The 12,152-nt window shown below is 59.7% G+C and carries 12 protein-coding genes and 1 pseudogene; 8 read left to right on the top strand and 5 right to left on the bottom strand.

The features are described 5' to 3' along the window. Positions 1-20: 20 nt before the first annotated feature. The gene (gene copC / locus PSH66_RS21395) at positions 21-407 is read left to right on the top strand and encodes a copper homeostasis periplasmic binding protein CopC (protein WP_003175405.1); all 387 of its coding nucleotides are present in this window, start codon (positions 21-23) and stop codon (positions 405-407) included. Next, on the top strand, positions 404-1,285 hold the full coding sequence (gene copD, locus PSH66_RS21390; RefSeq protein ID WP_305427604.1) for a copper homeostasis membrane protein CopD: 882 nt from the start codon (positions 404-406) through the stop codon (positions 1,283-1,285). The genes copC and copD overlap by 4 nt, the downstream gene beginning before the upstream one ends. Here the strand turns inward: copD and PSH66_RS21385 are convergent. The 3 genes from PSH66_RS21385 to PSH66_RS21375 form a co-directional block, all read right to left on the bottom strand. Then, the gene (locus tag PSH66_RS21385) at positions 1,282-2,148 is read right to left on the bottom strand and encodes a DUF6279 family lipoprotein (RefSeq protein ID WP_305427603.1); all 867 of its coding nucleotides are present in this window, start codon (positions 2,146-2,148) and stop codon (positions 1,282-1,284) included. The genes copD and PSH66_RS21385 overlap by 4 nt on opposite strands. 65 nt (positions 2,149-2,213) lie before the next feature. After that, positions 2,214-2,936, bottom strand: a complete 723-nt coding sequence (locus PSH66_RS21380) for a TorF family putative porin (protein WP_003175402.1) — start codon at positions 2,934-2,936, stop codon at positions 2,214-2,216. A 206-nt stretch (positions 2,937-3,142) separates the two neighbouring features. Further along, positions 3,143-3,322 carry a hypothetical protein gene (locus PSH66_RS21375; protein ID WP_017527541.1) on the bottom strand — a complete coding sequence of 60 codons (180 nt, stop codon included), beginning with the start codon at positions 3,320-3,322 and terminating at the stop codon, positions 3,143-3,145. A 323-nt stretch (positions 3,323-3,645) separates the two neighbouring features. Between PSH66_RS21375 and PSH66_RS21370 the strand changes: the two genes are divergently transcribed. The 3 genes from PSH66_RS21370 to PSH66_RS21360 all read left to right on the top strand — a co-directional run bounded on the left by PSH66_RS21370 (position 3,646) and on the right by PSH66_RS21360 (position 6,574). Then, entirely contained in the window at positions 3,646-4,482 is an 837-nt protein-coding gene (locus tag PSH66_RS21370; RefSeq protein ID WP_003175400.1) for a S1 RNA-binding domain-containing protein, read from the top strand. 52 nt (positions 4,483-4,534) lie between these two features. Next, on the top strand, positions 4,535-4,933 hold the full coding sequence (locus PSH66_RS21365; protein WP_141063573.1) for a DUF2177 family protein: 399 nt from the start codon (positions 4,535-4,537) through the stop codon (positions 4,931-4,933). 198 nt (positions 4,934-5,131) lie between these two features. Further along, the gene (locus PSH66_RS21360; RefSeq protein ID WP_003175398.1) at positions 5,132-6,574 is read left to right on the top strand and encodes an NCS1 family nucleobase:cation symporter-1; all 1,443 of its coding nucleotides are present in this window, start codon (positions 5,132-5,134) and stop codon (positions 6,572-6,574) included. On the opposite strand, the gene PSH66_RS21355 is transcribed toward PSH66_RS21360, so the two are convergent. Continuing rightward, a complete protein-coding gene (locus tag PSH66_RS21355) occupies positions 6,486-7,691 on the bottom strand; it encodes an MFS transporter (protein WP_305427602.1) in 1,206 nt (401 codons plus the stop codon). The two genes, PSH66_RS21360 and PSH66_RS21355, sit on opposite strands and share 89 nt — an antisense overlap. A gap of 102 nt (positions 7,692-7,793) precedes the next feature. Between PSH66_RS21355 and PSH66_RS21350 the strand changes: the two genes are divergently transcribed. The 3 genes from PSH66_RS21350 (at position 7,794) to PSH66_RS21340 (ending at position 11,313) form a co-directional block, all read left to right on the top strand. Further along, positions 7,794-8,687 (top strand): LysR family transcriptional regulator, encoded by an 894-nt coding sequence (locus PSH66_RS21350; RefSeq protein ID WP_003175396.1) that lies wholly within the window; start codon positions 7,794-7,796, stop codon positions 8,685-8,687. Positions 8,688-8,828: 141 nt separating this feature from the next. Continuing rightward, positions 8,829-8,951, top strand: coding sequence for a PA1414 family protein (locus tag PSH66_RS21345; RefSeq protein WP_003193089.1), 123 nt, complete (start codon positions 8,829-8,831; stop codon positions 8,949-8,951). A 292-nt stretch (positions 8,952-9,243) separates the two neighbouring features. Next, positions 9,244-11,313: an FAD-dependent oxidoreductase gene (locus tag PSH66_RS21340; protein WP_305427601.1), complete on the top strand. Its 2,070-nt coding sequence runs from the start codon at positions 9,244-9,246 to the stop codon at positions 11,311-11,313. 56 nt (positions 11,314-11,369) lie between these two features. Here PSH66_RS21340 and PSH66_RS21335 read toward each other — a convergent pair. Further along, positions 11,370-12,135 (bottom strand): annotated as a pseudogene (locus tag PSH66_RS21335) (hypothetical protein). Between the last annotated feature and the right edge of the window lie 17 nt (positions 12,136-12,152).

Raw genomic sequence — 12,152 nt, 5'->3', positions numbered from 1 at the left:
GGAGCGGCCTGGAGCCTTGCATGTCGATGTTGAAAACTGCGTTAGCGGGTGGTGCGCTGTGGGTCGGATTAATCCTCAGCCTGCAGGCTGAGGCCCATCCGAAACTGCTGTTGTCCGCTCCGGCAGCCGGCGCCCAGGGCGCGGCGCCGGCCGTGATAGAGCTGCGTTTCTCGGAGAAGCTGCTGACGCAGTTCTCCGGCGCCAAGCTGACCATGACCGATATGCCCGGCATGCCCAATTCGCCGATGCCGGTGAAGGCCAGCGTGGCGGCCGGCACTGACCCCAAGGTGATGCTGATCAAGCCGGCATCTATGCTGACGGCCGGCACCTACCGGGTCGACTGGCGGGCGGTGTCATCCGACACCCACCCGATCACCGGGAACCTGGTGTTCAGCGTCCAGCCATGAGCGAACTGAGCCCAATCCTGCTGCGCTTTGCGCTCTATCTGGACTTGATGCTGGTGTTTGGCCTGGGGCTTTTTGGCCTCTACGGGTTGAAGGCCGCAGAGCGCACGCTATTGAATTTCAAGAAGCTGCTGGGGTGGACGGCGGGCATGGGCGTGCTGCTTTCGATCGCGTCGATGCTGAGCATCACCCAGGCCATGAGCGGTGCCACGGATTGGCCGACGTTATGGCCGCACTTGCAGATGATGCTCTGGCAGACCGATTTCGGTATGACTTGGTGGCTGCGTGTCGCGGCGCTGGTTGTGGTCGCGTCCAGCGCTCGTTTATCGCTGGCCACGCTGTTTGGCGGTATCGCACTGGTGACCCTGATGTGGACCGGCCATGGCGCAATGCACGAGGGAGCGCCGGGGGTGTGGCACATGCTCGGCGACAGTGCGCACCTGTTGGCGGCAGCGGGCTGGGTGGGCGCGTTGGCGGCGTTTGGACTGTTGCTGATGCGCGCGTCAGTGGGGGATGCCCGCCGCGCAGAGTCATTGGCCGCCGCATTGGCGGGGTTCGGGCGCATAGGTACGGGATTCGTCGCCGTGCTGATCGTCAGCGGTGTGGCGAATTATCTGTGGGTGGTCGGGCCGAGTCTGGACGGCCTTGGCGGTGGTCTCTACGCGCTCCTGTTGAGCCTGAAACTAGGCGTGTTCGGCGTGATGCTGGGGCTGGCGGCGCTCAATCGCTTGCACCTGACGCCGTTGCTGCAACGCGCCGTGGCGGCGGGCGACACGGCGCCAGCCATCGCCGCGCTGCGGCGCAGCATGGTCCTGGAGTTCGGCGCCGTGGTGCTGATCCTCGCGCTGGTGGCGTGGCTGGGCGCACTGTCGCCCACTTAGGACTCGGTGCTCTTCAGGCATTTGAGTGCCTTGAAGTCGCTGCGTACGCCGTCGATTTTTTGCGTGAGTTTGAGGCGTTGCTGCGCGGTGCTTTGCGCCATGACATCGACCAACAGGCTGCGTGCGGCGGCTTCGGTCTGCGCATACGCGGCGCGGTAGGCGGGCGTCCACAGGCTTTCGCGGTCTACCAGCAGTTGCTGCATCTTTTGCGGGAAGTCGGCGTTGTGGCGTTGTTGCACGGCGTCGATAAATTGCGCCTGCCAGTGCGCGCGGTTGCCGATCCACTGCGTATTCTGCTCCCCCAGGACGATGGACCAGGCCATGACGCGGTTCTGCTGGCTGGCACTGAGCGGGCCCATCCAGGTGTCCAGGCGTTTGTTCATGCGCTCGGCGCGTTGCTTGATTTGCTGGGCCAGCGGCGGCTTGAGGTATTCGTCCTGGCGCTTGCGCAGGTCTTTGGCCAGGGCGTCGTTCATCTCTTGGACCTGTTGATCATCCAGGCCCTTGAGCAACTCGATGGCCGATGGCGTGATCTCGCGGGCGACGTCGGCGATGGCTTGCTTGGCCTCGAGGGTGCGGCTTTGCAGCGCTGCGTCGTTTACCTGGTTGTCATCGACCATCTGTTGCAGACGGTCGAGCCAGTCCAGGTAACCGGGCAGTTGTGTGGTGCAATGCCAGGCCAGGTGTTCCTTGAGTTTGTCGTTGAACCAGCTCTTCTGCCCGGCGTTCATGTCCAGGTAGTCATTGAGCGTCCAGGGGATGATCACATCCAGGTTGCGATAGGCCAGGCCTACGCGACTGCAACCGGTGAGCACCAGGCTCAGGGTCAGCAGGACCATCAGAAGTTTAAGCCGACGCAGCATGGGCATGTCCTGGCAAGAGTGGGTTATTGCATGTGAACCCACGCCGGGCGCGACAGTTCAGCCCATCAATAAAACGAGCGCACGGCCTTCAAGGTCAACAGGCCGTCACATTGCGAATTGTGTCCGGAGTAGGCCGAGCAATCGCCGCCGCTGAGGCTGGAGTCGCTGTAGATCAGGTCCAGGTCAATGCCCTTCCATGCGCGCGAGAATTGCACCGACCAGTCGCTGAAACTGCTGATGGTGCCGCCGTCTACCGAAGCCGGCGTGCCCAATTGATGGGTGGTGTACTTCATGCTCACGCCGATGCCGAAAGGCTGGGTGCCACCGAGGTCGGCGAACAGGGTGCTGTCCTGGCGGTCGGGGTCGTTGCTGAAGGAGGCGCCGAAGCGATTGCCCAGCAGGTTAAGGCCGCCGTAGAACTCCTGGCTGTCGAGGGGGCTGAGCTTGGGGTAGCTGTAGTGAATCAACCCCACTTCGTAGCCCAGGGTCTGGTCGAAGGGGTGCTTGAAACCCATATAGGAGTCGACTTCGAGGGTACTCGCCGAAGACAGGCCCATGTTTGGCGAAAATTGGCCGAAGTACAGGCCGCTGTCATGGCTGAGGTCCAGGCCACCATGGAACGAATCGCTGCCCGGTGAAGTGGGCTTGACCAGGCCCTGGGCCATGCTACGACTGGGGGTGGTGCCTAATTTCAGGTCGAAGTCGCCCAGTTCGCGCTGGAATATCTGCGCTTCGGCGAGGGGACACGCCACTAAGGTGCTGACCAGGAAAATGCAGGGTTTGAGCATGCTTCACTCCATGAAAAGCGAGGAGCAGTAACGGAGAAAATCGGGCGCAGGCCCGTGCTAGACGTGTGCAAGGATACCGACGTATGCCAGGCGGTGAGGCCCGTTCGTCGATTAGCACGATATTGAGTGTGTCGGCAGGGTGTTTCGGGCTCTAGTCCTAGCGCCTTGAGAGCAAGACGCTTAGGGACCAGGTGTGTTGCGCGGTTTTACTTTTTACCCAGGCTGATCTGCTTGGACGGGCCGAAAGTCTGGCCGCTTACGCCCTTGGCAATTTGCTGGATTTCGCCACCGGACTTGAGGAACGCCGCGATCTGGTTGTTGATCGATTCGCTGGTTTCAACGGCGGGAGCTGGCTTTGCTTTGCTGTTGGATGCTTTTACGCGCATGGCGGCCACTAACCTGTAAAAAATTAACTTGGCCATGCATCGTACAGGAAATACTTGACAATTACTTGGTAAATATCCCCGAAGAATTAGTGCGGTGCCTGAAAATAGCCCCCGTTCATCTGTGAAATCGCCTGCTAACGTGCTGTTTTAAATCGAAACCCTGGGCATTGATCGAGACGGTCCGCCTGCCTGAATTCAGCCGATCGATCGGACGAGCGGGGCGGTGCCATTGGAACGCCACATCAGCCCGCGATTTTTCAGGTGCGCGCGCGTGGCAGGCGCAACTCGGGTAGAATGCCGCCCACGTAATGAGGGTATTGGACATGGCTTTAGTCGGGCGCTACAACAGTTTGCAAGTGGTTAAACACACTAACTTTGGTTTGTACCTCGATGGTGCGCAAGACGGCGAAATCCTCTTGCCCAATCGGTATATTCCCAAGGATATTCCCAGTGAAGATGAAGACTGGCTTAACGTTTTCATTTATCTGGACAGCGATGACAAACTGATCGCCACCACCGAAAAACCCAAAGTTCAAGTCGGCGAATTCGCTAGTTTGAAAGTGGTGGAAGTCAACAGTATTGGCGTGTTTCTCGATTGGGGGTTGCCAAAGGACCTGTTGCTGCCGTATTCCGAAGAAAAGCGTCAGATGACCGCCGGCGAATACTGCGTGGTCCACGTCTATCTCGACAAACACACCCGGCGCATCACGGCCACCGCGCGTCTGGACCGTTACCTGGACAAGACGCCGGCCAACTATCAGGTCGGTCAGGAAGTTGACCTGCTGGTCGCTGAAGCCACCGACATGGGCTTCAAGGCGATTATCAACAATAAGCACTGGGGCCTGATCCACAAGAACGAAGTGTTCAAGTTCCTGCGTCCGGGCAAGGAAGAGAAAGGCTTTATCAAAGAGATCCGTGCCGATGGCAACATCAGCCTGAGCCTGCAACCGGTCGGCCAGGAAGCGGCCTCCAGCCTCAACTCGAAGATCCTCGCCAAGTTGCGCGAAAACAACGGCACCCTGCCGGTCAGCGATAAAAGCGATCCGGCGCTGATCAGCAGCTTGTTCGGTGTAAGCAAGGGCAACTTCAAGAAGGCCATTGGTGCGTTGTACAAGCAAGGCCAGATCGTGATTCATGCCGATCGCATTGAACTAAGCTGAGTGCGTTTTGCTCTTCTGTAGGCGCCAATCGGCGCCTACAGAGGCTGCTTTGATGACCCAGAAAACCGTGTTTGCCTACCTCGGCACCTTGCTCGCCTTTCTGATCCTGGACGGCCTCTGGCTCGGTGTGTTCATGGGCCCTACCTACAAATCCCTGCTGGGCCCGCTGATGCTCGATCAGCCCCGCCTGTTGCCCGCAGTGCTCTTCTATCTGTTGTATGCCGTCGGTTGCATGGTGTTCGTGGTCTTGCCCAGCGCCAACTGGCAACGCGCGGCGCGTCTGGGGGCTCTGCTCGGTGTGGTTGCCTACGGTACCTATGACCTGAGTAATTGGGCGACGCTGCAAGGTTGGTCCGCCGGTTTGGCTGTGATGGACATGGCCTGGGGGGCTTTCCTGACAGCGGCGTGCTGCACGGTTGGGTACTTGTGTGCACATCGGGTGCACCGGTGATTGTGTACAGGATTGATATGCACCGTTGCTGAGCGCACGCCTCTCGTTTAAAGCGCCATCACCGACTTTGAGGTCCCGTTATAGAGGGATTGTGTGCCATTGGCACGTATTCTGCTGACTGTCTCGTATACAAACCATGCCGCCTCGCGTATGCATCCCCGTGATGCAAGTCCAGGCCGGTATTTCGAGGACTCAGCGATGACCGAACAATTGCCCAAAGGCTACAGCCCGCGCCTGTATAACCAGGACCTGGGCCCACTGCCGCAAAAGTGGACCTGGTACAACATCTTCGCTTTCTGGATGAGCGACGTGCACAGCGTCGGCGGCTATGTGTTCGCCGCCAGCCTGTTCGCCCTGGGGCTGGCCAGTTGGCAGGTGCTGATCGCCTTGCTCGTCGGTATTTGCATCGTGCAGTTGATCGCCAACCTGGTGGCCAAGCCCAGCCAGCAGGCCGCCGTGCCTTACCCGGTGATCTGCCGACTGGCGTTTGGCGTGTTCGGTGCGAATATTCCTGCGGTGATTCGCGGCCTGATCGCCGTGGCTTGGTACGGCATTCAGACCTATCTGGCTTCCAGCGCCTTGATCATTGTGGTGCTGCGCTTTTTCCCACAGATGGCAGTGTTTGCAGAGCCGCATTTCGCCGGCCTGTCTTACCTGGGCTGGTTTGGTTTCCTTAGCCTGTGGGTGCTGCAGGCTGCGGTGTTCTGGGCCGGCATGGAATCTATCCGGCGTTTTATCGATTGGGCGGGGCCGGTGGTGTATGCGGTGATGTTTGCCCTGGCCGGTTGGATTGTGTGGAAGGCCGGTTGGGCGAATATCAGCTTTACCCTGTCGGAAAAGTCCCTGTCGGGCTGGCAGGCGTTTGGTCAAGTGATCGTGGCCACTGCGTTGGTGGTGTCGTACTTCTCCGGGCCAACCCTGAATTTCGGTGATTTCAGCCGCTACTGCCGCAGCATGCAGGACGTGCGGCGCGGTAACTTCTGGGGGTTGCCGGTGAATTTCCTGGCCTTCTCCCTGGTCACCGTGGTGATTGTCTCGGGCACCTTGCCGGTGTTTGGCGAAATGCTGCATGACCCGATTGCCACCGTTTCGCGTATCGACAACAGCATGGCCGTGCTGCTGGGTGCCTTTGCCTTTGTGACGGCCACCATCGGCATTAACATTGTCGCCAACTTCGTTTCGCCGGCCTTTGATTTCGCCAACGTGGCGCCCAGCAAAATCAGCTGGCGCGCCGGCGGGATGATCGCCGCCGTGGCCTCGATCTTCATCACCCCGTGGAACCTGTTCAACAACCCGCTGATGATCCATTACACCCTGGACATCCTCGCGGCGTTCATCGGGCCGCTGTTCGGGATCCTGCTGGTGGATTTCTACCTGATCAAAAAGCAGAAGATCGACGTGGATGCGCTGTTCGATGACAGCCCGAGCGGGCGTTACTACTTCGACGGCGGCGTGAATTGGACGGCGGTCAAGGCCTTGGTGCCCGCCACGCTGGTGGGCGTGGCGATCACTTTCACTCCGGCGTTGCAGGGCATGGCCAACTTTGCCTGGTTTACCGGCTGCTTCCTGGGTGGGCTGTTTTTCCTGGTGCTGGCACGGCGCGAGCAGGTTCGCGCGCCAACACCTTTGGTGGCGGGCTAAGCAGCACCGCACCTGCCACTAACAGGCCCGCACCGGCGATCACCAATGCCGGTTGCAGGCCGCCGCTCAGGTGGCTGCTCACCGAGGCCAGTAATGGCCCGCTCAATTGGCCTATGGCGAAGCTGGCGGTCAGCAGTCCGGTGCTGCGCTGGTAACCGTGTGGCGCGACATCGCGCAAACGCGCCATCACTAATTGCATGCACGCCAGGAACGGTGCGCCGCACAGCAGCACGCCCAGTGCCAACCCCCAGCCGTTGCCCAGCAAACAGGCGAACACCCCGGCCGCTTGCAGCCACAAGGTGGTCATCAGCCAGCGGCGTGTGGTGTGCGGGTCCTTGCGACGCAAGCTCGCCACCCCCACGCCAATCGCGGCGACCAGCCCAAAGCATGGCCAGAACAAATCGGCCTGCCAGGCGCCGTTGAACTGGGCGCTGGCCATCTGCGACAGGAAGGTTGCCGGAATGATGTAGCCCAGCCCGAACAACACATAAATCCAGCACAGGTGCGTGATGCTGCCATTGCTGCCCGCAGCGCCATGGCTGGCGACTGGAGAACTCACGCTGGGCTGCGGTAAAAATGGCAGGATCGCCAGCAACATCACCAGCGCTGCCGCACCATATAACAACCATAAGGTGGCTGAATCCTGCCCCAGCAGGTTTGAGCCCAGCGCCAGCAACCCGCTCAACAGAATCCCCAGCCCCGGCCCGGCAAATACCAGGGCGCCCAATCGTGGGCGTCCGGCGGCAATCGCCAGCGGCTGGCTCAAACTGGTGATCATCACCAATACCCAGGCACTCGCCACGCCGGTACCGAAGCGCAACAGCAGATGCGGCCAGAAACCATTGGCCCAATACGAGGCGAATGTCAGCAGCACGCACAACCACAGCCCGCCGTACAGGCGACCGCGTACGTGGTGATGGCTACGGGCGAAAATCGAGTCCACCGCACCCACGAAGTACCCGAGGTAGTTGGCGGCGGCGATCAGGCCGGCGCCGGTCAGGTCGATCTGCCCTTCGCTGAGCAGGTGTGGCATTTGCGGGGTAAGGGCGAAGCGGCCAATGCCCATGGCCATCATCAGGGCAATAGAGCTGGCGATCAGGCGAATCAGGGGGGACATGGTCGGGTGCCTGTTAAGAACGAATGACCTTCAGCCTAAAGCGCTTTGTTTTTCTGTAAAAATGAATAATAGTGAGTAACTTGTTCAGTTTTGGAGAAAGGTATGGAGTTCAGTCAATTGCGTATTTTCCAGGCCGTGGCGCAAGAAGGCTCCATTACCCGTGCGGCCGAGCGCTTGCATCGTGTGCCATCGAACCTGTCGACCCGGCTAAAACAGATGGAGGAACAACTTGGCGTGGAGTTGTTCGTGCGCGAGCGTCAACGCTTGCAACTTTCTCCCGCAGGCAAGGTGTTGCTGGGCTACAGCAGTCGCTTGCTGGCACTGCATGACGAAGCCCACGGCGCAGTGCAAGGGGGGCAGCCGGCCGGCGACTTCGTGCTGGGCAGCATGTACAGCACCGGCGCGGTGCATTTGCCCAAGCTGCTGGCGCGTTATCACAAAGCCTACCCGATGGTGAATTTGCAGGTGCAGTCGGCGCCCAGTGGTGAGCTGCTGGAAGGGCTGATCACGGGGCGTCTGGATGCGGCGTTTGTGGATGGTCCGTTGAGCATTGACACGCTGGACGGCGTGCAGCTATGCGAGGAAAAGCTGGTGCTGATCTGCGAGGCCGACCATCCGCCCGTGCGCGGCCCCCAGGATGTCATCGGGCGCTCGGTGTTCACTTTCCGACGCAGTTGCGCCTATCGCACACGCCTGGAGAGCTGGTTTTCCAGTGCACATGTGGCCATGGGGCGAGCCATTGAGATTGAGTCGTACCAAGGCATGCTCGCGTGTGTGATTGCCGGTTCCGGGGTCGCGTTGATGTCCCAATCCATGCTCGACAGCCTGCCGGGCAAGGACAGCGTGTCCGTTCATCCGCTGACAGGGCATTTTGCCACTGCAACCACCTGGCTGATGTGGCGAAAGGGTATGCTCGGCGCTAACCTCAATGCATGGATCGACCTGCAGCAAGACGGCAAGGCCGAGGTCCTGCAAGCCAAACGCGCGATTGCCTGACCGGTCCGTCAGCATTTGGATGAATTCAGTAATAGTTCGTTGTGGTTTCGTACAAGCAATACGTAGGACTTAGGGCTACTATCAGTGTAGGAAAAGGCGACAGCATTGCGCCGTGCCGTACTACCCTCAAAGGGGGCAATCATGAAAGAGAAAATCCAGAACTGGCTCCATGACCTCGGCGTAGCGTTGGGTTTGATCGAGCCGCCGCTGCAACCCGTGCCGATTCGCACGGATGATGAGCAGCGCCGTCCCCGTCGCAGATAAGCTCGGTCTTAATGACTCCGGCTTGCCTGTAGGAGCGAGCTTGCTGTAGTGAGCAGGCTTGCCCTGCGCCGGCCTGCGAAGCAGGCCCCCACCCAGCCCCCTCATCCCCAGCGAAATATGTGCGGGCTTTCATATTCAGGTATCGGAATAGGACTACCGGTTTGTCAGAATCGGCTGGCTTATTCAATTCTCAAGATAAGCGTAGGTTGAGTTCCATCAGTTTTTCCTGAGTTTGAACTTACTCAAAAGCGGCAACGTGCCTGAGTAAGTCAGAATTGTTGGAGATAACGCCATGGTGCTCTCTTGCGTTCCGCCCGTTGCCGCGTCGCTCATCGCCACTACCGAAAATATCCTGCATATCGCGCCTGTATCGAGAGGCTGGAAGGCTGAAGCACCGGCAAACATCGTGTTTCTTTCTCCTTCATTAACCCAGCAAGCGCTGCTCATACAGATTGCTCTTCTGCGTCCAACCACGATCATTGCGGGAGACCAGGCCATTGATGCCCAGGTCATTGGCCAATGGCGTACATCCCGCCCGTTTGGAGAACTCTGCCTGGTGCGCAGAGGCACCAGCCTGGATAAGGTGCGGCTGGATCTGTGCGAGTCCAACGGTATCCAAGTGATCAATACGCCTGGGGTCAACGCGCCACATGTTGCTGCCTATATCGCGCACTGGCTGACCCTGGCCGATGGTTCACTGCCCCACGATATCTGTGTGCTGGGCTACGGCAATGTGGGCAAGGAATTGGTCAAGTTGCTGCTTGATCGGGATCCGGCTGTCCGGATCAGGGTATTGGAACGGCAGGGGCGAACGACAGACTTCCCCGACAGGCGTGTGTCATTCGAGACGGACGGGTTCGAGGTGCTGGAGGGCGCTCGCGCTGTCGCCCTCTGCGTGTCCCTGAATGATGAATCCGTTCACCGTATCGATCGAGCCCTTATTGAACGCCTGCATGCGCGCGCTCGCCTGGTGTGTGTCGCCAAACCGGACGTCTTCAGCGATGACGCTTTGCGCACGCTGGCGGCTGCCGAAGAGATCCAGCTGGTATTGGACTACGGGCCTGCGACGTTGGACGCGTTTCGAATGCGCATACAAGCGCTCGGTTGTGATGTTGCCTCGTGGCGTAAACCGCCGACGCTGACGACACGCGCAGCAACGACCGAAGCCTGTCATGGCGATCTTGATTACGCCGTTTGCGTTCAACTGAGCCTGATGGCCTTGCGCGGCCTTGTCAGGCGCAAACTTGCGCAGTCATTGACGATCCCCACTCACCCGGTCGATGTCGACGCGCCGCGTGTGTCGGTCATCGGCCGAGGGATCAATGGCCTGCTCCAAGCCGTAATGTTGCGCCTGGCGAATTATCGGGTCGCGGTATACGGAGGTAATCGGCAAAGCGATGGCGCCAGCCACAAGCAGGTGAACATGCGTCATCTGTCAGCCACGGAGACGACAGCGAAGCCGCTGCACAATGACTATCTGTTTCCCGCCAACCAGCATCTGAGCGTTGAGTGCAATCGTGCAGGCATTGAGCTGTTTGAAAAGCTCCTCGCCGACAACCCGTCGCTTGCCCGATTCGCGCGGGCGCGAATTGTTCGGGCCTATAGGGAAGATGCCGGTGATGTGGAGGCCGCGATTCGCGAGCAACGCGAGATCGAAAACAGGCCCTGGCCGAGTGGCAGGGCGGGAGGGGAGTTCGCAGAGATCAGTCGAATGCAATTGCAGGCCCGCTATGCAATTCCAGGGATCGGCCGGGCGATTGAAGTCTCGGGCTACGATCTGGAACTCATCCATTTCATGCATGAACTGGAAGCGCTTTTGCAGCGCGGTGGGGTTCAGTTTGTGCCTGGGCATCTGAGCCCGGCCGAAATCGCTGAGCTGAGCAGGGAACATTACGTCGTCACTGCTATGGGCGCAGAGGAACCGGGGGTCATCGCGATCACTGGCTGGTTTTTCAAGCTGCGTGCTGTTGGTAATGAAGGTGCTGACATGCGCGGGCTCAAGTTGCAGTACGAGTTGCCAATCGGGGTGATGAATTGCCGCTTGGATGGGGACGATATTCTTGTCTCCGGCGGGCAGGTTCCACCCGATTCAACGCCAGAGAATAAGGCGCAGATACTGGCTGCGTGCCTAGGCGCTGTTTCCCGACACTTTCCAGCGTCCTACCGCAGGGCCGTTGAAAGAGACGACTTGCATATTATCGAATGTACCAGACCCGGCACGTCAGACGGACTCTCGATCGTTTACTGGTCCGCCTACCATCAAGTTACAGCCGGAGGAACCTATGCCGGGGGCACGACACAGGGATTGGTATGGGCCTCCCTGGTACAGGAACTCATCCAGACGAGAACCCATGCCACTTGAATGAAAAAAACGGGCGCGACCTCCGACGTCGCGCCCGCTGAAGAAATCGCTCTACCTCATACAGCCCGAGCCGTCGCTTGCTCCGGGCGACGCGAAACCAGGCTCACCAGCACAAAACTCACCAACCCAACCGCCAGGCTGTAGTAGATCGTTGTGTTTGCATCCAGCCCATCCTTGAACATCAACACCAGCGCCGTCACGAAGCCCAGGGCCATGGAGGCAATGGCGCCCGGCGTTGTTGCGTGCTTCCAGAAAATCGCCCCCATCAGTGGGATCAACATGCCACCGACCAGCAGGTTATAGGCCAGTGTCAGCGCACTGATCACGTCGTTGACCACCAGTGCGATGCCCAGCACGGCGATGCCGGTCAGCATCGTAAACAGGCGGTTGACTGCCAGGCTCGACTGCTTGCCGCCGCGCAAACGCGGCAGCAGGTCTTCGGTCAGGACAGTGGAGGCGGCCAGCAGACCGGCGCTGGCGGTGGACATCATTGCCGCCAGTGCCGCAGCGCTCACCAGACCCCGGATGCCGTCAGGCAGGGACATTTTGACGGCCAGGAACAGGTTCAGCGCGATGATCCCGGCACCCAGTGCGGCACACAGCCAGAACCCGGAGATGCCATGCACGTAACCCAGGCGCACGGTGCCGACGGTGGATGCACCGCCCAGCACGGTGGCGGCCATGGTGCCCATGTAGCGAAGGGCCAAGGTTGCGACCGGCCACCAGGTAATCTTCGTGGGTCTTGGCGCGGCGCATGCCGTAATAGCCGAGCACGAGCATGCCGGCGGCGTAGATGAGTACGACGAATAAATCCAAAGCCATGACGGCGAGTCTCCGAT

This window comes from Pseudomonas sp. FP597 (assembly GCF_030687435.1).
Classification (GTDB): Bacteria; Pseudomonadota; Gammaproteobacteria; order Pseudomonadales; family Pseudomonadaceae; genus Aquipseudomonas; species Aquipseudomonas lactucae.
This window is presented reverse-complemented; position numbering and strand designations above follow the sequence as displayed.

Coding starts and splice junctions, on each gene's coding strand:
- copC (WP_003175405.1), top strand. CDS start 21: ATGTCGATGTTGAAAACTGCGTTAGCGGGTGGTGCGCTGTGGGTCGGA.
- copD (WP_305427604.1), top strand. CDS start 404: ATGAGCGAACTGAGCCCAATCCTGCTGCGCTTTGCGCTCTATCTGGAC.
- PSH66_RS21385 (WP_305427603.1), bottom strand. CDS start 2,148: ATGCTGCGTCGGCTTAAACTTCTGATGGTCCTGCTGACCCTGAGCCTG.
- PSH66_RS21380 (WP_003175402.1), bottom strand. CDS start 2,936: ATGCTCAAACCCTGCATTTTCCTGGTCAGCACCTTAGTGGCGTGTCCC.
- PSH66_RS21375 (WP_017527541.1), bottom strand. CDS start 3,322: ATGCGCGTAAAAGCATCCAACAGCAAAGCAAAGCCAGCTCCCGCCGTT.
- PSH66_RS21370 (WP_003175400.1), top strand. CDS start 3,646: ATGGCTTTAGTCGGGCGCTACAACAGTTTGCAAGTGGTTAAACACACT.
- PSH66_RS21365 (WP_141063573.1), top strand. CDS start 4,535: ATGACCCAGAAAACCGTGTTTGCCTACCTCGGCACCTTGCTCGCCTTT.
- PSH66_RS21360 (WP_003175398.1), top strand. CDS start 5,132: ATGACCGAACAATTGCCCAAAGGCTACAGCCCGCGCCTGTATAACCAG.
- PSH66_RS21355 (WP_305427602.1), bottom strand. CDS start 7,691: ATGTCCCCCCTGATTCGCCTGATCGCCAGCTCTATTGCCCTGATGATG.
- PSH66_RS21350 (WP_003175396.1), top strand. CDS start 7,794: ATGGAGTTCAGTCAATTGCGTATTTTCCAGGCCGTGGCGCAAGAAGGC.
- PSH66_RS21345 (WP_003193089.1), top strand. CDS start 8,829: ATGAAAGAGAAAATCCAGAACTGGCTCCATGACCTCGGCGTAGCGTTG.
- PSH66_RS21340 (WP_305427601.1), top strand. CDS start 9,244: ATGGTGCTCTCTTGCGTTCCGCCCGTTGCCGCGTCGCTCATCGCCACT.